We start from the raw sequence: 19,507 nt of genomic DNA on the forward strand, positions 1-19,507 counted from the left end.
CTGGTAAGGGCCAACCCTACGCGACGTCCATGGCGTCCGAATGAGTGCGAGTTCGGGAACAATAATGGCAGACAGAACCCAGCTGAGAGCAGCCGACCACAACGACATCGCCAACGATGATCCGTTCGCGGAACTGACCAGGATCATGGGGTTCGACCCGCGCCAGCCGGTCAAACCGCAAACGCCGGCCCAGCCGAAAACCGCTGCCGCCGAACCGTCGGTGGACGAGGCCGATTTCGACATCGATCTCGAGAAGGAGTTGATGGGCGAGTTCGGCGCCGATGCCAATGACAATGCTTCCCCTGCCGAGCTTCGCGAGCCGACACCCGAACCGGCCGCCGCCGACGAAATGGAGGACGCGCTTGCTGCCTCGTTCGAACAGGATTTCGCGTTCGACGACAGTGCGGCGGACGATGCTGCTCCCGTTGCGGCCGCTCCTGTTGCCGCCGACGAAATTGCCTCCGCCCCCGAAAGGGCGTTCGCTCCCGCCGTCGAGCCGGAGTTCGACGACGAGTTCGATAACGCCGTCGCCGGCTCGCTCGAAGACGTGTCGCCGTTCGAGGACGACCTTTCGAGTGACGACGAACTTGCCGCCTCTGTCGACCAGGATTTTCGGCACGACGACGATGTGACGGCCAAGATCGCGGTGACCGGCGAGGATGATCCCAGGGCCGCAGCCGAGGCGATCGAGCCGGTCGACGAGCCCGCCTTCGACCCCGCCTTGGACGATGAGTTCGACAACGCCGTGGCAAGTTCGCTCGAAGACGAGCTGATGCTCGAAGAGCATGAGCCGATGGAGCAGGCGGCTGCCGTTGAAACCGCCGCGCAAGCGGCCGCGCCTGCGTTCGATGACGAGTTCGACGATGCCGTTGCAAGCTCGCTCGAAGGCGAGCTGATGTTCGACCAGCAGGAGCCGGCGGAAAACGTCTCCGCTCCGGCATCGCCGGTTGAAGCGGTTTCGGCCGATGAGGATCTTGCCGGCCATTTCGATGATGCCATGGCCGATGTCGACATGGACTTCGACGTCCGTCCGAACGAGCCTGCCGACATCGAAGAACCAGAGTTTATCGAAGAGCTGTCGATCGAAGAGCCAGAGGCCGCCCGGCTTTCCGGCACGGCCGCTGAAGCGGCGTTCGACGACGATTTCGATCTGAGCTTCGACGATGCGCCTGCCGAGGACGCCGAAGAGCCCGTGGCGCAGGTTGCGGCCGAACCGGCGCCGCCGGCCGCTGTCGTCGCGACGGCTCCAGTGGCCGAGGAACGCAGCCTGGAAGACGAACTGAACGCGCTGCTGGGTGCGATGAGCACACGGCCGGCACAAGCGGTCAACGAACCTCAGACAAGCCAGCAGTCTGCCCAGCAGCCTGCCCAGAAACCCGTGATGGCTGCTCAGCAGCCCGTCGCGCCGGTAGTTCAGAAGCCAGCCGTGGCTGCTGAACAGCCCGTGGCGGCGGCTGAGGACGTCGCCAACGAACCGGTGCATGCTGTCGACGAGCTGGATTGGGAACTCGACGAGCACGAGCCCGCCGAGCCGCAGCAGTCCAGTGCCGCCGATGACGCCGATCTTGGCAGTGTCCTCCTCGATGAGCTTGAAGGCGAGGATTTCGGTGTCGAAGCCGCTGCCGGACGCGCGGATGATCTCGACAGCGATGCGCTCGATGCCGACTTCGCCAGGAATATCGGCCTGGATCACGACTCGGCCGACAAGAGTGCGGCAGCTGCTGCCGAGGAAGACCCGCTCGATGCGCTGAACTGGCTGACAACACGCGCCACACCGCCCGAGCCGGCCCGCTCGTGGAGCCGCGTGACACCGGTCGCACAGCCTCAGCCCGCTTTTGCAAGCCAGCCGGTGGCTTCGGCGCGTCCGGCACCACCGCCGCAGCCGGCCGCAACGCCGTCCTATCGGGCCGCACCGGTCGAAGAGAGGCCGTCCTATGAAGATCGGCCCGCCTACACGGAAGCTGCACCAACCTCGCATCAACAGCCTTCCGCCTATGACGAGATGCCCGATGTCGAGACGGTCGACGTGCCCGAGCGCGTGGTGGCGCTGGCGGACGATCTCGACATTCCGGAGCTCAACTTCGACGATGACGAGCCGGTGGCGCCCGCCTACGACGATCTCGATGCCGATTTTGCCAGCCTTCTCACCGAAATGAATGCAACTGACATCGCGCCTGCCCCGGTGCGCAGTGCTGGCTATGACGATGAATACGATGCCGGCTTCGCGTCTGGCTACAAGCAAGATCGTAGCGAGACGCGCGCCTATGGCGCCAAGCCTGCGGAAGCCCCCGTCAGCGCGGCGGCCGCTTCCTATGCCGATGCAGCGGACGGTTTCGATCTGGGCCCATTGCCCGGTGGCCAGCCGGTTTCGCAGGCCGACGATTTCACCTTCGATGAGCTCGACTACGATCCCGAACTGGACGAGGAGATGTCGGTTCCGGGCCTTGCCGAACGCGGGGCCGAAAGGCAGCCGCGCAGGCGCGGGCTGCTGATAGGAGCGGTGGTCGGCGCCGTGGCGATCGCCGGAGGCCTTGGCGCCTTTGCGTTGACCCTCGGCGGCAAGAGCGGCGGCGATGCGCCGGTTATCGTCAAGGCCGACAACAGGCCGATCAAGATCAAGCCGGAAAATCCAGGCGGCACCGTCGTGCCGAACCAGGACAACAAGGTTTATGACGCTGTGGTCAAGGGCGCCAAGCCCGCCGAGCCGGTTCAGCAGAAGCTGGTCACCAACACCGAAGAGCCCGTGGACCTGAAAGCCAACGAACCGGAGAGCCGCGTCGTCGATCTTTCGCCCAATGACCCCGATGCCGCGGACGATATCGACGCGCCCGGCACCGAGGCGTCTGATAGCAATGCGTCTGGCACCAACGCGCGTGACACCAGCGCGCCTGACACCAATGCGCTTGGCGCCAATGCGGCTGGCGCTACCGAAACCGTCGCCGCACCGGCACCCAAGTCCGAGGATCGCATCGCGCAGGTTCTGCAGGAGGCCGAGAAGGGTGCAACCCCCGAGATCGTCGCCGTTGCGCCGCGCAAGGTACGGACCATGGTCGTGAAACCTGACGGTTCGCTGGTGGCGCGCGAGGATCCGGCGCCTGCCGCCCCGCAGATGGCTGCTGCCGAGCCGGCCGATCCGGCGCCGCAGCACGTCGCTCCGTCGGCCCAGGCCGACGCCGCCGCGCAGACCGGCACCGTGCCCCTGATCGACCAAATCACAAGTGATCCGAAGATTGGCGACCAGCCGAGTGGCGACCAGGCGAGCGGCGATCAGGCCGAAACCTCCAAGCTGCAGCCGGCGCCCAAGCCCGACACAAAGGCTGAAGCTAAGCCGTCAGCCAGCAAGCAGTCCGCCAGCACCCCGGCCACGGTTCCGGTGGCGCCGCAGCGTCCGTCCGACCAACCGGTCGATGTGGTTGGCGAGGTCAAGCCCGATCAGGTTGCTTCCATCGATCCGGCCGCGGCCGGGGCTGGTTCGTGGTCGATACAGATCGCTTCGCAGCCGACAGTCGAAAGCGCCCAGGCGACTTACCAGGATCTGCAGCGCCGCTACGGCAGCGTGCTTTCCGGCCGCACCGCCAACATCGTCAAGGCCGAGATCGCCGGCAAGGGCACCTTCTACCGCGTCCGCGTTCCGGCGCAGTCTCGCAACGAGGCGATCAAACTGTGCACCAGCTACAAGGCTGCCGGCGGCAATTGCTTCGTGTCCCACTAGGCACCAAAACCTCTCGAAAAGTCGGCGTCCGCGCCGGCTTTTTTGCGTGAACGGAAACCTCTGAAGGCAATTGCGGGCGATTCCCTTTGTCGGCGCGAAGCTCTAAACTGTTCCGCATGACCGAATCAAAATCCATGATCCTCGGCTGCGCCGGGAAATCACTGACCCGCGACGAGATCCGTTTCTATCGCAACGAATGCCCGTGGGGCTTCATCCTGTTTGCGCGCAATATCGGCGAGACCGAGCAGATCCGCGATCTGGTGGCCGCCATGCGCGACTGCGTCGGGCGTGCGGATGCGCCGGTGTTCATCGACCAGGAGGGCGGCCGGGTGCAGCGCCTACGGCCGCCGCTGGCGCCGAACTATCCGGCTGCCGGTGCACTCGGCGCCTTGTGGCGCGACGACCATGACGCCGGCACCCGTGCCGCATGGCTGATGGCGCGGCTGCATGCCTTCGACCTGCTGCGCTACGGCATCACGGCGGATTGCCTGCCGGTGCTCGACGTGCCCATCGAGGGCGCCAGCGACGTCATCGGCGCGCGCGCCTATGGCAAGGAGCCGCGCGCCGTCATCGAATTGGGTCGCGCCGCGGCGGAAGGCCTGATGGCGGGCGGCGTGCTGCCGGTGATGAAGCATATTCCCGGTCATGGAAGGGCCTTCGCCGATACGCATTTCGAACTGCCGACCGTCGACGCCTCGATCGGCGACTTGCAGCGGCATGATTTTGCCCCGTTCAGGGAGCTCAACCATTTGCCGATAGCGATGACGGCGCATGTCGTCTATAGCGCGATCGACCCGAAGAACCCGGCCACGACTTCCGGCAAGGTCATCGAAAAGATCATCCGCGACGAAATCGGCTTCGACGGGCTGTTGATGAGCGACGACACCTCGATGAAGGCACTTTCTGGGGATTTCCCGTCAAAGGCGGCCGCTATCCTTGCGGCGGGCTGCGATCTGGTCCTTCACTGCAACGGCGTGTTCGAGGAGATGGCCGGCATTGCATCGCGCACGACCGGGCTTGAAGGCAAGTCGTTTGAGCGCGCGGAGCGGGCGCTGACCTATATCAGGAACCGCGACGTGGCGGACGAGACCGAGATTCGGGCCGAATTTGCCAGTTATTTCGACGCGGTGGCCTAGCATCAAAGGAAGCGAAGTGGCGGAAACATTGGACCTGAAGGCCGGCAAGGCCGCACCGATGGACCGCTTGTGGGCCGAGAACGACGATTCCCGGCTGACCGGCGATCCGGCGTTGGTCGTCGATGTGGCCGGTTTCGAAGGTCCGCTCGATCTTCTGCTGCATCTTGCCCGCAATCAGAAGGTCGACCTGTCGCGCATCTCGATCCTGGCGCTGGCCGAACAGTATCTGGCGTTCGTCGAGAAGGTGAGGGCGCTGAGGCTGGAGCTTGCCGCCGACTACCTGGTGATGGCGGCATGGCTGGCCTTCCTCAAGTCGAAGCTCCTGATCCCCAAGCAGCCCGGCGACGAAGGCGAAAGCGGCGAGGAACTGGCGGCGGTGCTGCAGTTCCGGCTGAAGCGGCTGGAGGCGATGCGCGACGCGGCGGCACGGCTGGTCAACCGCAACCGGCTCGGACGCGACGTGTTTGCACGCGGCATGCCGGAAATGGTCATCGTCGAGAAGCGCAATGCCTATTCGGCCTCGCTCTACGACCTGTTGACCGCCTATGCCCAGCAGCGCCAGAAGCAGGCAATAACCCATGTGACGATCGCCAGGCGCGGCGTGTGGTCGCTCAAGGATGCGCGCGACGTGCTGACCAGGCTGATCGGGTCGCTGCGCGACTGGACGGCGCTCGACAGTTTCCTGGTCGAATATCTGGCCGGCCCGGAAGAGCGGCGCACCGCGGTTGCCAGCTCGTTTGCGGCGACGCTGGAACTGGTGCGCGAAGGCAAGATGGAAATGCGGCAGGACCAGGTGTTCGCGCCGCTTTATCTGCGCGGCCGCGCCGCGGCCATCAAGATAGTCGAGGTGACACCATGAGCGAACGCGCCAACGCTTCGGTCATTCCGTTCAAGGTCGACGACGACGCCGAGCAAGGCGCGGTCGCCGAAAACCCGGCACAAAATCAGGGGCAGAATTTGTCGCGGAATCCTGGCGAGCGGCTGCATATGGCGGAGGCCGTACGGATGGCCGAGGCGATCGTATTCGCCAGCGCCGAGCCGGTCAGCGAAAAACAGCTCACTTCGCGACTGCCCGACGGCATCAACATTGCCGCGGCGATGGCCGACCTGCAGCAGATCTATGCGCGGCGCGGCGTCAATTTGGTGCGCGTCGGCGATGCCTGGGCGTTTCGCACCGCCGGCGACCTTGCGTTCCTGATGAGCCGTGACACGGTGCAGCAGCGCAAACTGTCCCGCGCTGCCCTCGAAGTGCTGGCGATCATCGCCTACCACCAGCCGGTAACGCGCGCCGAGATCGAGGACATCCGCGGCGTCGAGACCTCAAAGGGGACGCTCGACACGCTGATGGAGACCGAATGGGTGAGGATGCGCGGCCGGCGCCGCACGCCCGGCCGTCCCGTCACCTACGGCACGACCGACATTTTCCTCGACCATTTCGCGCTGGAGGAGATCCGCGATCTCCCCGGCATGGAGGAATTGAAAGGTGCCGGGCTGCTGTCCGGCCGCATGCCGTCGAATTTCTCGGTGCCGCTGCCGCCGGCCGACCCCGATGCGCTCACCGACGACGAGGATCCGCTGACCGACATCGACCTCGAAGAACTCGGCCTTTTGACGCCGCGCGTCACGGAAGATTGAGCCGAGCGCCATCTTAAAGCCACAGGCAGGATGGAACTGCGCCGATTGGTAGCGGGCCGCCGTGCCGAAAGTGCGTGACTTCGGCCACTCATTCATGAACTCTGTCGCAGTTCTGTTTGAATCCGAACCCGAAAGCGCATAGATCAGCGTCTGGGAAACCGTTCGAGAGAGATTTGCTATGGGTTCATTTTCGATTTGGCACTGGATGATCGTTCTGGTGATCGTGCTGCTGGTCTTCGGCCGCGGCAAGATCCCCGAGCTGATGGGCGACATGGCCAAGGGCATCAAGAGCTTCAAGAAGGGCATGGCGGACGACGACGCTGCCGAGGACAAGCGTACCGTCGAACACCGTTCCGACGAAACCGTTTCGGTACCGAAGGAAAAGGCCAGCAAAAGCTGAGCCCAAAACTTTAGTCGGCCAAAACTTGAGTCGGAACGTATAGCCATGTTCGAAGTCGGCTGGACCGAGATGCTGGTGATCGCGATCGTCATGATCGTGGTCGTCGGGCCCAAGGATTTGCCCAACATGCTGCGCACCTTCGGCCGCACAACGGCGAAGCTGCGCGCCATGGCTTCCGATTTCCAGCGGCAGTTCAACGATGCGTTGAAGGAAGCCGAGCTCGACGACGTCAAGAAGTCGGTCGATTCGCTGAGAAGCCTCAATCCGGCAGCCGAGATCAGGAAGCAGCTCAATCCCTTCGAGCAGGCCGCCGCCGACGTCCGTTCCGGCGTCGACGCAGTGATGAAACCCAAGCCGGCCGTCGATGCCGCCGCTTCGACAGAGCAGACAGCCGAGCCGCTGAAGAACGGCGCAACGACGATGCCGGGCGTCAGCCCGCCGGAGCCGACGCCGGCCACGTCGATCTTTCCGGCGATGACGGACGAGTCCGTCGTAGCGCCGGCAGTGCAGGTGCAAACGGCTGCAGCGGCCGTGCCGAAAAAAGCACCTGCGGCAAAGAAGAAGCCAGCGCCCGCGAAAGCCGCGGCCGCCGCGCCGGCCAAGCCGGCAAAGACCGCTGCGCCGAAGGCTGCCGCAAAAGCTGAGCAAAAAGCGCAGTCGTCAGCGGCGAAGAAGCCGGCGTCAGCAACGAAGAAGCCGGCCGCCAGGAAAACGGCGGGAGCCGCCAAGTGAGCGTTTCGGACAAGGAAAAGGACGAGATAGAAAAATCGTCGGCTCCGCTGATGGAGCACCTGATCGAGTTGCGCCGGCGGCTGATCTGGTCGATTGGCGGTTTTTTTGTTGCCTTCCTGGTCTGCTTCTTTTTCGCCAAGCGGCTGTTCAACCTTCTGGTCATTCCGTTCAGATGGGCGACCCAATGGGCCGGGCTCGACCCGCACAAGGTCGAGCTGATCTATACGGCGCCACAGGAGTTCTTCTTTACCCAGGTCAAGCTCGCCATGTTCGGCGGCATGGTCATCGCCTTTCCGCTGATCGCCACGCAGATCTACAAATTCATCGCGCCCGGCCTCTACAAAAACGAGCGCAACGCCTTCCTGCCGTTCCTGATCGCCTCGCCAATCCTGTTCCTGATGGGCGCATCGCTGGTCTATTTCTTCTTCACGCCGATGGTGATGTGGTTCTTCCTCGCCATGCAGCAGACCGGCACCAACGACCAGGTGCAGATTTCGCTGCTGCCGAAAGTGTCCGAATATCTCAGCCTGATCATGACGCTGATCTTCTCCTTCGGCCTGGTGTTCCAGCTGCCGGTGGTGACAAGCCTGATGACGCGGGTCGGCATGCTGTCGTCCACGGCCCTGGCCGAGAAGCGCAAATGGGCGATCGTCATCGCCTTCGTGGTGGCGGCGGTGCTGACGCCGCCCGACCCGATGAGCCAGATCGGCCTCGCCATTCCGACGATCCTGCTCTACGAGGTCTCGATCTGGTCGGCCCGGCTGATCGAACGCAGCAAGGAGCGCGACCGTGTGGCCCGCGAAAAGCAGGACGCCACCGAAGAGGTGGCCGAAAAGCCGGCGGACGCGTCTTCGACGTAGGTTCGGTTGAAGCGGGCAGCATTTTTTTGCCGGCCATGGCAACTTTGTTCTTGCTTTGTGCCGGCAGCTATGCTACTAATTTAAGTATGGTGCCAATTGGCTCCAAAAACCCGCCTCTCGAGGCGGGTTTTTGTTTCCGGGGTTCTTTCGATCGAACGTTGCGCGTGCTGCCTACCTGAGGTCGGCGCGAAGGAACTCTGCCTTGACGTCTTGTATCGATGCGGTTTACGCCCTCTGGTCTTTGTTTTGGGCATTTCCTTGCCCCGAAACCGCCGTGCCGAGGACGAACAGACCATGCTTGACATCAAATGGATTCGCGACAACCCAAAGGCCCTTGTCGAAGCGCTGAAGAAGCGCTCGTGGTCGGCTGAGGATGCGCAGTCCACGGTCGACGACCTGATCGCCGCGGATGAGGCGCGGCGCGAGCATCTGACCGAGCTGCAGACCAGGCAGGAACGCCGCAACGCCGCATCGAAGGAGATCGGCAATGCCATGCGCTCGGGCGATGCAGCTCTTGCCGAAAGGCTGAAGGCCGAGGTCGGCGAGATCAAGGCCTTCATCCAGAATGGCGAGGCGCGCGAGCGCGAGCTCGACAAGGCGCTGAACGATGCGTTGGCAGTGCTGCCAAACGTGCCGTTCGACGACGTGCCGGTCGGCAAGGACGAGCACGACAACGTCGTCAAGCGCGTCGTCGGCGAGGTGCCGACGCGGCCGAACTGGGTGAAGGAGCATTTCGAGATCGGCGAAGCGCTCGGCATGATGGATTTCGAGCGGGCAGCACGGCTTTCCGGCTCGCGCTTCACCGTGCTCAAAAGCGGCCTGGCGCGGATGGAACGCGCGCTCGGCCAGTTCATGCTGGACCTGCACACCACCGAGCACGGCTATGTAGAGATCCAGCCGCCGTTGATGGTGCGCGACGAGGTGCTTTTCGGGACCGGGCAACTGCCGAAATTCGAGGAGGATTTATTCTTCGTTCGGCACGGGGACGGCAGGCTTGGCCTAATCCCAACCGCCGAAGTGCCGCTCACCAATCTCGTTCGCGACGAGATCACGCCGCACGAAAAACTGCCGCTGCGCTATACGGCGCTGACGCCGTGCTTCCGCTCCGAGGCGGGCTCGGCCGGGCGCGACACGCGCGGCATGCTGCGCCAGCACCAGTTCTACAAGGTCGAGCTGGTGTCGATCACCGACCAGGAGACTTCGGTTGCCGAGCATGAGCGCATGATCGAATGCGCCGAGGAGGTGCTGAAGCGGCTCGGCCTGCCGTTCCGCACCGTGACGCTGTGCACCGGCGACATGGGCTTTGGCGCGCGCAAGACCTACGACATCGAGGTCTGGCTGTCCGGCCAGAATGCCTATCGCGAGATATCGTCGTGCTCGGTATGCGGCGATTTCCAGGCGCGGCGCATGGACGCCCGCTACAAGGACAAAGACGGCAAGGGCAACCGCTTCGTCCACACGCTGAACGGTTCCGGCACCGCCGTCGGCCGCGCTCTCATTGCCGTCATCGAAAATTACCAGAACGAGGACGGCAGCGTAACCATTCCTGAAGCGCTTCGGCCTTACATGGGCGGTCTCGCAAAGATCGAATCATCGAAGTGACAAGCTTGTCGGCCCCGCGTTCCTTCGCGCCCCCCTCTGTCCTGCCGGACATCTCCCCCTCAAGGGGGGAGATTGCGCCGTCATCACAGCTTTCGCCAACTGTTGGCGTAGCAAGGAAGGCGGCGGCTACGGAATTGCCGATCTCCCCCCTTGAGGGGGAGATGTCAAGCGGTGGAAAAGAGGGCAGGACAGAGGGGGGTATCGTAGAGCGCTGCCGTCAATCCAATTCTGCAAAGGCGGTCTCATGCGCATCCTTCTGACCAACGACGACGGCATCCATGCCGAGGGCCTTGCATCACTCGAACGCATCGCGCGCACGCTGTCGGACGACGTCTGGGTGGTGGCACCGGAACAGGATCAGTCCGGCTATGCGCATTCGCTGTCGATCTCGGAGCCGCTGCGGCTCAGGAAAATCGGCGAAAAGCACTTTGCGGTGCGCGGAACGCCGACCGACTGTGTCATCATGGGCGTGAAGAAGATCCTGCCCGAAGCGCCTGACCTGATCCTGTCCGGCGTCAATTCCGGCGCCAACATCGCCGACGACGTCACCTATTCGGGCACGGTCGCCGGCGCCATGGAAGGCGCGCTGCTCGGCGTGCGATCGATCGCCATCAGCCAGGCCTATTCCTATGTCGGCGAGGACCGCGTCGTTCCCTACGAGACGACCGAAGCGCTGGCGCCGGCCCTGCTCGAAAAGCTCGTCGCCATGCCGTTGCCGGACGGCGTGCTGCTCAACGTCAATTTTCCGAACTGTGCGCCGGAAGAGATCGCCGGAACTGTAGTCACTTCGCAGGGCAAGCTGGTCCACAGCCTGTGGGTCGACGAGCGGCGCGACGGGCGCGGCCTGCCTTACTACTGGCTGCGCTTCGGCCGCGAGCCGGTCGAGGGCAAGCAAGGCACCGACCTCCATGCCTTGCGCAATCGGCTGGTGTCGGTGACGCCGCTGCAGCTCGATCTCACCGCGCATGAAATCCGCGATCAACTGGCCAAGGCGCTCGCATGAACTTGAACCACGCTGCAACGGTCGACGAGCGCGAAGGTTTCGCTGCCTTCCTGCTTCGTCTGCGCGGCAGGGGGACGGTGCCGAAGGCGCTGATCGCCGCCTTCGAGGCGACGCCGCGGCGCGGCTTTCTGTCTCCGCATTTCCACCCGATAGCCTGGTCGGACCGTATGCTGCCGATCGAATGCGGCGAGGCCATCGAAGGCGCCGACCTGCAGGCGGCGGTGATCGCGGCACTTGCCATCGAGCCGGGCAACCGGGTGCTCGAGATCGGCACCGGGTCCGGCTACACGGCGGCGGTGATGTCGCGGCTTGCCGCGCGGATCGTCACCATCGACCGTTACAAGACGCTGGCCGAACAGGCCCGGCAGCGGCTCGAGGCGCTCGCCATCGGCAATGTCATCGTGCGCCAGGCGGACGGTTCCAACGGGCTGGCCAACGAAGCGCCGTTCGACCGCATCGTCGCCTGGGCGGCCTTCGACAGCCTGCCGCGCTTTCTCCTCGACCAATTGTCGAGCGGCGGCATCGTCATCGCGCCGATCGGACCCGACGAAGGCGAGCAGGTGCTGGCCAAGCTGACCAAGGTCGGCAGCCGCTTCGAACGCGAGGATATCGGCCTGGTGCGCCTGCAGCCGATCCTGCACGGTGTCGCCGCGGTGATCTAGGCTGTGTCGATATTCAGGTTAGGCCGGCCTGCAAATGGCGGCTTCCTCCACTTCCGGCCTTCGCCGGCCGAAGCATTCATAAGAGGTCGCGGCAGTTAAGGCTATGGCCGGCGTAGGCCGGTGCTCACGTACCCAAAAGTACGCTCCGCTCCGGTTCTCGGAACCCACCATTTTCGGCTCGGCCTGACCTGAATCTCGACACACCCGGCGCTCGATCCTCGAATATTTTAAGAAAATTTGCGTCTGATTCTACAAGTTTAACCGACCGGTAACATTAACGCGCTTTAATCACACTCAGTTGTACCGGGTCTGTGCGGGTTAGTGCGATGCAATTCAGTGTTTTGAAGGCAAACGGACGCAATCTGGCGCGTGGCTGCGCCGTCCTCATGATCGCAGGCGCTGCGACGGGGTGTAGTTCCCAGGTGGCGCGGTTCAACAGCGTCGATGACGTGTTCACCGCCTCGACCAACAACCAGCGCGCCATCATCGACAAGCAGGATGCTGCCCAGCCCTATCCGGGCGATGTTGCGGCCGCGCCGATCGACGGCAGCCACACCCAGTCGGTCAGCCGCTCAAGCCTCGAACCGGTTACGGGACAGCAGTTGCCACCGCCGGCTCCCGCCCTGGCACCCGCAGCCCGTCCGGTGCGTACCGCTGCCGCGCCGACCCTGGCGCCTGCCGCTCCTCGTGTCGACAGGACGGCAACCGGCACCGTCGCTCCGGCGGCAAGGCCGTTCAAGAACGCCGAGCCCGACGCGCCGCGCATGGCGACGGCCGCCGGCGCACCGCATGCAACCGAGATCGTCGTCAAGGACGGCGAGACCATTTCCGGCCTGTCACGGCGCTACGGCGTGCCGGCCGATGCCATCATGAAAGTAAACGGGCTGAGCGCGACCAAGGGGCTGAAGACCGGCCAGAAGCTCGTCATCCCGGCCTATGCGTATTCGAGCAACGGCGCCACGCCGAAAGTCGCCGACGCCAAGCCCGCGAACGGCACCAGGCACGACCAGCCGGCCGACGCGCCGGAGAAGGTGGCCGTGCTGCCGCAGCAGCCGAAGCTCAGGGAAGGCAAGTCTGCCGCGCAGGTGGACGCCTCGGCTGCCGCAAGCCAGCCGAAGGATGGAAAGACCGCGCCCAAAGTGGCTTCGGCGACGGCCAAGCCAGCCGGTGCTGGCGGCACCTACACGGTTCAGCAAGGCGATACGCTGTCGGCCATCGCCAGAAAGACCGGCGTCGGCGTCGTCGCGTTGAAGCAGGCGAACGGCATGCAGGATGGACTGCTCAAGATCGGCCAGACCCTGAAAGTGCCGGCAGGCGGAACCGCTGTCGTCGCCAGTGCGAAGCCGGCAAAGGTCGATCCGGTGACGACGGCCACCACCCAGCCGCCTGCCAAGGCCACGCCGACGCAGACGCTCGCCTCCTACACGCCGCCAAAGAAGGACGCGAAAGTCATCCAGCAGGCCGAGGACGACGATGCGGTGGCGCCGGACGCAACGGGCATCGGCAAGATGCGCTGGCCGGTGCGCGGCCGCGTGATCTCAAGCTTCGGCGGCGGCAAGGACGGCGTCGACATTGCCGTGCCCGAGGGGACGCCGGTCAAGGCAGCTGAAAACGGCGTCGTCATCTATGCCGGTGACGGCCTCAAGGAATTCGGCAACACGGTGCTGGTGCGGCACGAAAACGGTCTGGTCACTGTCTACGGCCACGCCAGCTCGATCGAGGTGCAGCGCGGCCAAAAGGTCAAGCGCGGCCAGGAAATCGCCCTGTCCGGCATGAGCGGCACCACCGACTCGCCGAAACTGCATTTCGAAGTGCGCAAGAACTCGGCGCCGGTCGATCCTTCGACCTATCTCGAATAGAAGACGAAAGCGATTTGCGGGCCACTTGACCTTCAGCCCGCCGAGGAAGTCCGCTCCGCAAGGTGCGGGCTTCTTCTGCTGTTAGTCCTTGAGCGGCTAATCCTTCAGCGATTTGCCGAGCCGGCCTGCCAGATCCTGGGTGAACTGCCAGGCGACGCGGCCCGAACGGCTGCCGCGCGTCGTCGCCCATTCCAGCGCCTCGGCGCGCAGCGTCTCGGGATCGATGGCGAGATCGTGATGGCGGACATAGCCTTCGATCATGTCGAGATATTCGTCCTGCGAACATTTGTGGAAGCCAAGCCACAGGCCGAAACGGTCCGACAGCGAAACCTTTTCCTCGACCGCTTCGGACGGATTGATCGCCGTCGAGCGCTCATTGTCGATCATGTCGCGCGGCAACAGATGCCGCCGGTTCGAGGTGGCGTAGAAGATGACGTTGGCCGGGCGGCCCTCGACGCCGCCTTCAAGCGCTGCCTTCAGCGATTTATAGGACGTGTCGTCATGGTCGAATGACAGGTCGTCGCAAAACAGGATGAAGCGGAAGGGTGCCGCCTTCAGCAGTCCCATCAGCTTCGGCAGCGTGTCGATGTCTTCGCGATGGATCTCGATAAGCTTGAGCGGCAGGTCGAGCTTGGCCGAAGCGTTGACCGCGGCGTGCACCGCCTTGACCAGCGACGATTTGCCCATGCCGCGCGCGCCCCACAACAGCACGTTGTTGGCGGCGTAGCCGGAGGCGAAGCGCTCGGTGTTGTCGACCAATATGTCGCGGACGCGGTCGACGCCGCGGATCAGGCCGATGTCGACGCGGTTGACCTTGCGCACCGGTTCCAGATAGCCGGGATCGGCCTGCCAGACGAAGCAATCGGCCTCGCCGAGGTTGGTTTGCGGCACCGGCGGCGGGGCGAGGCGGGCGACCGCCTCGATCAGGCGGTCGAGCTTCTGGCTCAGGATATCGATGGTACTGTCGGTCATCTCTTGTCTTTTTTGTTTCGCTTTCAGGATGGTGCGGCAGGCCAACCTACCTGATTTCAGCGGTTTCGAAACTCGTCCCAAGCATTTGTTCGGGCATGATCTTTTGCGGAAACCGAGCGTCGCTTTTGGGGATCACCCTCTAACACGGCTCACCAGGCTGGAAAAGCAGCCGATTTGCCCGGCCGCGCAGTTGCATTGGCAACGTTACCGACTATATTCCGGCCAAATTTGGCGGGGCCGTCAAATTCCCAGAACGGTTAAGGCGGCTGTTTTTAAAATTCAGGAGTACCTCGATGTTCGTGACACCGGCATACGCCCAAGGCATCGGCGGGGACTCGTCCGCAATGTTTATCCAGATCGTGCCGTTTGCTCTGATTTTCGTGATCATGTATTTTCTGATCATCCGGCCGCAGCGCACGCAGCTGAAGAAGCGCGGCGAGATGCTGGCGGCGGTTCGCCGCGGCGACACCGTTGTCACCGGTGGCGGCTTGGTCGGCAAGGTAACCAAGGTGATCGACGATAACGAGCTCGAGATCGACCTTGGCGGCGGCACCAAGGTGACGGCGCTGCGCTCGACGATCGCCGACGTGCGCGTCAAGGGCGAGCCGGTGGCGAACCAGAACGCCAAGAAATAAAGCTCAGGAGATAACCGGGTCTTCGGGCGGCACGATCCGCAACGGGCAACGCCATATGTGGTTTTCGCGCCTTACCAAGATTCTTATCTGGCTGGCTGTTGCCGGCATGGTGGTCTTGGGCGTGATGCTTGGCGCGCGCGCTATGAAGCCGGACGGTACGCTCGTCGACCTTCTTGCCTGGCTGCCGAAGCGGCAGGCGAGTTTCGACCGGCAAGGTGGTTGGCAGATTCTGCTTGAGGTGGATAAGGAGGATCTGATCAAGAACCGGCTGGAGACGGTGCGCAATGACGTTCGCTCGCTGCTGCGCGATGCCAGGATCGGCTATACGGGCCTTGCTGGATGGGGTCGCGAGGTCAAGGTCCGCATTTCGGATCCGGCTCAGATCGATGCCGCCAAAACAGCCCTGAAAATATTCACCGATCCGGTTGCCGGGACGAACCCAGTCGAGGAGATCGCGCTTGATGAGCCGGAACCCGGATTGCTCAGCCTCACAATAACGGATGCTGGCGTCAGGCTTCGGACATTGATGGCGCTGGTGCCGTCGATGGAAGTCGTCAAACTCCGGGTTAGCGAGAGTGGCGCTTTCGAACCGATCGTGCAGCAGCAAGGCGATGACCAAATACTGGTTCGGGTGCCCGGCTTGCGGACCCCAGTCCGGTTCAAGGACATTCTCGGACGGACTGGCAAGTTGACATTTCAAATGGTCGATACGTCGTGGCCTGTGCAGGATGCGCTCAACAACCGGGCGCCGCGAGGCTCTTCGGTGCTCTATTCGCAGGACGATCCGCCGATTCCCTATCTGGTCGAAGATCGTGTGATTGTTTCCGGTGACAACATCGTCGATGCCCGGGCGACCTACAATTCGGCCATGAATGAGCCGGTTGTATCGTTCAATTTCGATTCCAAGGGTACAACGCGTTTTGCTCAAGCGACCTCACAGAATGTCGGCAAGCAGTTTGCAATGATCCTCGACAGTCAGGTGCTTTCGGCGCCAGTTATCCGCGAGCCGATCCTTGGCGGCTCCGGCCAGATATCAGGCAACTTCACCAATGAGAGCGCCAAAGAACTTGCCCTGCTTTTGCGTTCTGGTCCGTTGCCGGCAAGACTGAAAATAGTTGAAGAACGCACTATAGCGCCTGGCGGCGGGCAGAATTAGAATAGGGCAGGAGATCAGCCAATTACGTCGGAACCGATCCCGGCGGCGGCGCCAAATTGACTGCACCGCGCTCGACAATTGACGATGTGCAGGTTAAGGGCGAGCCGGTGGCGAACCAGAACGCCAAGAAATAACCGAATTGTCGGCGGAACGATCCGCCAGTACGCCCTGACGGACGACGCCATATGCTTTATTTTTCGCGCTTCAAGATGATCCTGATCTGGCTGGCCGTGGCCGCCACAGTGGTCCTCGCTGCGCCCAACCTTTTTTCCGCCAGCACGCTGGCCAAGTTGCCCGACTGGGTGCCGAAGCGGCAGATGACGCTCGGCCTCGACCTGCAGGGCGGCTCGCACATCCTGCTCAGGATGGATCCGAACGATCTGATCAAGGACCAGCTGGAGACGACGCGCGACGAAATTCGAACGCTGCTGCGCAATGCCAAGGTCGGCTATACCGGCCTTTCCGGATCGGGCCGCAGCGTTCAGGTCCGCATCACCGATGCCAATCAGGTCGATGCCGCCAAGAATGCGTTGAAGACATTAACCGATCCGGTGCAAGCTGGCCTGTTCAGCGGCGGCTCCATCCGGGAGATGACGCTGGATGAATCCCAGCCCGGCCTGCTGAAGTTCACCGTCACCGATGCCGGCATCAAATACCGCACCTCGGCGGCGCTGACGCAGTCGATCGAGGTCGTCGGTCGCCGCGTCAACGAGCTCGGCACCACCGAGCCGATCGTGCAAAGGCAGGGCGACGATCGCGTTCTGGTCCAGGTGCCGGGCCTGCAGGATCCGCAGCGGCTGAAGGAGATCCTCGGCCAGACCGCCAAGCTGACCTTCCAGATGGTCGACCAGTCGATGCCGGTGCAGGATGCGCTCAAGGGCCGCCCGCCGGCGGGGTCCTCGGTGCTCTATTCGCAGGACGATCCGCCCGTTCCCTATCTGATCGAGAACCGCGTCATCGTCTCGGGTGAAGACCTCGACAAAGCGAGTGCGACCTATAACTCCCAGACCAACGAGCCGGTGGTTTCGTTCACCTTCAATTCCAGGGGAGCGACGCGGTTCGGCCAGGCGACATCGCAGAATGTCGGCAAGCTGTTCGCCATCATCCTCGACAATCAGGTGATTTCGGCGCCGCAGATCCGCGAACCGATCCTTGGCGGCAGCGGCCAAATCTCGGGCAATTTTACTGCCGAGAGCGCCAACGACCTCGCCGTGCTGCTGCGTGCCGGCGCTTTGCCGGCGACGCTGACTGTGATCGAGGAGCGCACCGTGGGGCCTGGTCTCGGCCAGGATTCCATCCATGCCGGCAAGGTCGCGGGTATCATCGGGTCAATCCTGGTGGTGGCGTTCATGTTCGTCGCCTACGGTTTCCTCGGCTTCCTCGCCAATATCGCGCTGGCGGTGCATGTTGCGATGATCGTCGGGCTGCTGTCGCTGCTTGGAGCGACGCTGACCCTACCTGGTATCGCCGGTATCGTGCTGACCATCGGCATGGCGGTCGATTCGAACGTCCTCATCTATGAACGCATCCGCGAGGAGCGACGTGCCGGCCGCTCGGTCATTCAGGCGATCGATACCGGTTTCAGCAAGGCGCTGGCGACCATCGTCGATTCCAACGTGACCTCGCTGATCGCAACCGTGGTGCTGTTCTGGCTCGGAACCGGGCCGGTGAAGGGCTTTGCCGTCACCTATGCCATCGGCATCCTGACCACGGTCTTCACCGCCTTCACCTTCACCCGCCTGCTGGTGTCGATCTGGCTTCGCCGGGCCCGTCCGAAGGAGTTGCCGCGCGCGCCGGTGACCTTCATTCCGCCGGGAACGAAAATTCCGTTCATGGGCATCCGCCGCTGGACGTTCACACTGTCCAGCGTGCTTTCGGTGCTGTCGGTCATCGGCTTCATGACCATCGACATCAATTACGGCATCGATTTCAAGGGCGGCTCACTGATCGAGGTGCAGGCCAAGACCGGCAATGCCGATCTGGCCGACATCCGCGGCAGGCTGACGGAACTTAATATCGGCGAGGTGCAGGTTCAGCAGTTCGGCGAACCGAACGACGTGCTGATCCGCGTCGGCACGCAGGAGGGCGGCGAGAACGCCGAACAGACCGTCATCGACAAAGTGCGCGGCGAGCTGCAGGACCAGTATGATTTCCGCCGCGTCGAAGTGGTCGGGCCGACGGTCTCGGGCGAGCTTGCCAAGCAAGGCACCATTGCCATGCTGGTCGCGCTGCTCGGCATCCTGATCTATGTCTGGTTCCGCTTCGAATGGCAGTTCGCGGTCGGCGCCATCGTTGCGACCGTTCACGACGTGGTCATGACGATCGGCTTCTTCGTCATCACCGGCCTCGAATTCAACCAGTCGTCGCTGGCGGCGATCCTCACTATCATCGGTTATTCGCTCAACGATACGATCGTCGTCTATGACCGTGTTCGCGAGGATCTGCGAAAATACAAGCGAATGCCGCTGCCGCAATTGCTGAACAACGCCATCAACGAGACGCTGTCGAGGACGACGCTGACCTCGGTGACGACGATCCTGGCGCTGCTGGCGCTGGTGCTGTTCGGCGGCGAGGTGATCCGCTCGTTCACCATGGCCATGCTGTTCGGCGTCGTGTTCGGCACCTATTCGTCGATCTTTATCGCCGCGCCACTGCTTATCCTGTTCAAGCTGCGGCCGCAGGCCACAGCGTCCGATGAGGAAAAGCCGGTGGGCGGCGGCAAAGCCATAGCCACCTGACGGCTTGCCTCAAAAGTGGCCAAGGGCATCGTCATCCGCGAGGCGCATTTCCCCGGCCGCGCACCGATCGAGGCTTACGGCAATGGCGGTTTCCGCTTTGCCGACATGTCGCATCGCGGCTCGCTGCTGTGCCTGCCTTCTGGCATCTATGGCTGGGAGCCGGCCGATCCGTTGGCGCTGACGGCAGCGGATTTCACCAAGCTGTTCAACGAGGCCGCCAAGGTCGAGATCCTGCTGGTCGGCAGCGGCAAGGATCTGAGGCCGTTGCCGACCGCGCTGCGTGCCGCGCTGAAGGACGCCGGCATTTCCGCCGATCCGATGTCGACCGGGGCGGCGGTGCGGACCTATAATGTGCTGCTGGCTGAAGACCGCGCCGTGGCGGCAGCACTCCTCGCCGTCGACTGA

Annotated in this window: 16 protein-coding genes; 15 read left to right on the top strand and 1 reads right to left on the bottom strand. The window is 63.3% G+C overall.

Annotated features, from left to right (window positions below; genetic code table 11):
- Positions 1-64 precede the first annotated feature (64 nt).
- The 11 genes from NKI54_RS21580 (at position 65) to NKI54_RS21630 (ending at position 13,601) form a co-directional block, all read left to right on the top strand.
- Complete coding sequence (locus tag NKI54_RS21580; protein ID WP_352635501.1) at positions 65-3,712, top strand: SPOR domain-containing protein; 3,648 nt, start codon at positions 65-67, stop codon at positions 3,710-3,712.
- Positions 3,713-3,828: 116 nt separating this feature from the next.
- Positions 3,829-4,848: a beta-N-acetylhexosaminidase gene (gene nagZ, locus NKI54_RS21585; protein ID WP_352635499.1), complete on the top strand. Its 1,020-nt coding sequence runs from the start codon at positions 3,829-3,831 to the stop codon at positions 4,846-4,848.
- A gap of 58 nt (positions 4,849-4,906) precedes the next feature.
- Positions 4,907-5,707, top strand: coding sequence for a segregation and condensation protein A (locus tag NKI54_RS21590; RefSeq protein ID WP_352635677.1), 801 nt, complete (start codon positions 4,907-4,909; stop codon positions 5,705-5,707).
- On the top strand, positions 5,704-6,483 hold the full coding sequence (gene scpB, locus NKI54_RS21595; RefSeq protein ID WP_352467012.1) for an SMC-Scp complex subunit ScpB: 780 nt from the start codon (positions 5,704-5,706) through the stop codon (positions 6,481-6,483). Before NKI54_RS21590 ends, scpB begins: the two co-directional genes overlap by 4 nt.
- A 178-nt stretch (positions 6,484-6,661) precedes the next feature.
- Positions 6,662-6,883 carry a twin-arginine translocase TatA/TatE family subunit gene (locus NKI54_RS21600; protein ID WP_352635497.1) on the top strand — a complete coding sequence of 74 codons (222 nt, stop codon included), beginning with the start codon at positions 6,662-6,664 and terminating at the stop codon, positions 6,881-6,883.
- Between the two features lie 45 nt (positions 6,884-6,928).
- Positions 6,929-7,615 (top strand): Sec-independent protein translocase protein TatB, encoded by a 687-nt coding sequence (tatB, locus tag NKI54_RS21605; RefSeq protein WP_352467010.1) that lies wholly within the window; start codon positions 6,929-6,931, stop codon positions 7,613-7,615.
- Complete coding sequence (gene tatC / locus NKI54_RS21610) at positions 7,612-8,475, top strand: twin-arginine translocase subunit TatC (RefSeq protein WP_023678927.1); 864 nt, start codon at positions 7,612-7,614, stop codon at positions 8,473-8,475. Before tatB ends, tatC begins: the two co-directional genes overlap by 4 nt.
- A 294-nt stretch (positions 8,476-8,769) precedes the next feature.
- Positions 8,770-10,077, top strand: coding sequence for a serine--tRNA ligase (serS, locus tag NKI54_RS21615; RefSeq protein ID WP_352467009.1), 1,308 nt, complete (start codon positions 8,770-8,772; stop codon positions 10,075-10,077).
- Positions 10,078-10,321: 244 nt separating this feature from the next.
- Positions 10,322-11,080, top strand: coding sequence for a 5'/3'-nucleotidase SurE (gene surE / locus NKI54_RS21620; RefSeq protein ID WP_352467008.1), 759 nt, complete (start codon positions 10,322-10,324; stop codon positions 11,078-11,080).
- Positions 11,077-11,742, top strand: a complete 666-nt coding sequence (locus NKI54_RS21625; RefSeq protein WP_023678924.1) for a protein-L-isoaspartate(D-aspartate) O-methyltransferase — start codon at positions 11,077-11,079, stop codon at positions 11,740-11,742. The genes surE and NKI54_RS21625 overlap by 4 nt, the downstream gene beginning before the upstream one ends.
- A 326-nt stretch (positions 11,743-12,068) precedes the next feature.
- Positions 12,069-13,601 carry a peptidoglycan DD-metalloendopeptidase family protein gene (locus tag NKI54_RS21630; protein ID WP_023678923.1) on the top strand — a complete coding sequence of 511 codons (1,533 nt, stop codon included), beginning with the start codon at positions 12,069-12,071 and terminating at the stop codon, positions 13,599-13,601.
- 96 nt (positions 13,602-13,697) lie between these two features.
- On the opposite strand, the gene NKI54_RS21635 is transcribed toward NKI54_RS21630, so the two are convergent.
- Positions 13,698-14,573: an ATP-binding protein gene (locus NKI54_RS21635; protein WP_023678922.1), complete on the bottom strand. Its 876-nt coding sequence runs from the start codon at positions 14,571-14,573 to the stop codon at positions 13,698-13,700.
- A 293-nt stretch (positions 14,574-14,866) separates the two neighbouring features.
- On the opposite strand from NKI54_RS21635, the gene yajC reads away from it, so the two are divergent.
- From yajC to NKI54_RS21660, 4 genes are all read left to right on the top strand, one after another.
- A complete protein-coding gene (gene yajC, locus NKI54_RS21640; RefSeq protein WP_352451381.1) occupies positions 14,867-15,208 on the top strand; it encodes a preprotein translocase subunit YajC in 342 nt (113 codons plus the stop codon).
- Between the two features lie 55 nt (positions 15,209-15,263).
- Positions 15,264-16,364: a SecDF P1 head subdomain-containing protein gene (locus NKI54_RS21645; protein ID WP_352587894.1), complete on the top strand. Its 1,101-nt coding sequence runs from the start codon at positions 15,264-15,266 to the stop codon at positions 16,362-16,364.
- A gap of 185 nt (positions 16,365-16,549) precedes the next feature.
- Positions 16,550-19,102, top strand: a complete 2,553-nt coding sequence (gene secDF / locus NKI54_RS21655) for a protein translocase subunit SecDF (protein WP_352568850.1) — start codon at positions 16,550-16,552, stop codon at positions 19,100-19,102.
- Positions 19,103-19,117: 15 nt separating this feature from the next.
- Complete coding sequence (locus NKI54_RS21660) at positions 19,118-19,507, top strand: Mth938-like domain-containing protein (RefSeq protein ID WP_352568849.1); 390 nt, start codon at positions 19,118-19,120, stop codon at positions 19,505-19,507.

The sequence above is a fragment of the Mesorhizobium sp. M0663 genome (genome assembly GCF_040320585.1).
Classification (GTDB): Bacteria; Pseudomonadota; Alphaproteobacteria; order Rhizobiales; family Rhizobiaceae; genus Mesorhizobium.

What these genes read in the sequence shown, in the direction of transcription:
- scpB (WP_352467012.1), top strand. Translation starts at nt 5,704, where the DNA reads ATGAGCGAACGCGCCAACGCTTCGGTCATTCCGTTCAAGGTCGACGAC.
- NKI54_RS21600 (WP_352635497.1), top strand. Translation starts at nt 6,662, where the DNA reads ATGGGTTCATTTTCGATTTGGCACTGGATGATCGTTCTGGTGATCGTG.
- NKI54_RS21645 (WP_352587894.1), top strand. Translation starts at nt 15,264, where the DNA reads ATGTGGTTTTCGCGCCTTACCAAGATTCTTATCTGGCTGGCTGTTGCC.
- nagZ (WP_352635499.1), top strand. Translation starts at nt 3,829, where the DNA reads ATGACCGAATCAAAATCCATGATCCTCGGCTGCGCCGGGAAATCACTG.
- serS (WP_352467009.1), top strand. Translation starts at nt 8,770, where the DNA reads ATGCTTGACATCAAATGGATTCGCGACAACCCAAAGGCCCTTGTCGAA.
- yajC (WP_352451381.1), top strand. Translation starts at nt 14,867, where the DNA reads ATGTTCGTGACACCGGCATACGCCCAAGGCATCGGCGGGGACTCGTCC.
- NKI54_RS21625 (WP_023678924.1), top strand. Translation starts at nt 11,077, where the DNA reads ATGAACTTGAACCACGCTGCAACGGTCGACGAGCGCGAAGGTTTCGCT.
- NKI54_RS21580 (WP_352635501.1), top strand. Translation starts at nt 65, where the DNA reads ATGGCAGACAGAACCCAGCTGAGAGCAGCCGACCACAACGACATCGCC.
- surE (WP_352467008.1), top strand. Translation starts at nt 10,322, where the DNA reads ATGCGCATCCTTCTGACCAACGACGACGGCATCCATGCCGAGGGCCTT.
- NKI54_RS21590 (WP_352635677.1), top strand. Translation starts at nt 4,907, where the DNA reads ATGGACCGCTTGTGGGCCGAGAACGACGATTCCCGGCTGACCGGCGAT.
- secDF (WP_352568850.1), top strand. Translation starts at nt 16,550, where the DNA reads ATGCTTTATTTTTCGCGCTTCAAGATGATCCTGATCTGGCTGGCCGTG.
- NKI54_RS21635 (WP_023678922.1), bottom strand. Translation starts at nt 14,573, where the DNA reads ATGACCGACAGTACCATCGATATCCTGAGCCAGAAGCTCGACCGCCTG.
- NKI54_RS21630 (WP_023678923.1), top strand. Translation starts at nt 12,069, where the DNA reads ATGCAATTCAGTGTTTTGAAGGCAAACGGACGCAATCTGGCGCGTGGC.
- tatB (WP_352467010.1), top strand. Translation starts at nt 6,929, where the DNA reads ATGTTCGAAGTCGGCTGGACCGAGATGCTGGTGATCGCGATCGTCATG.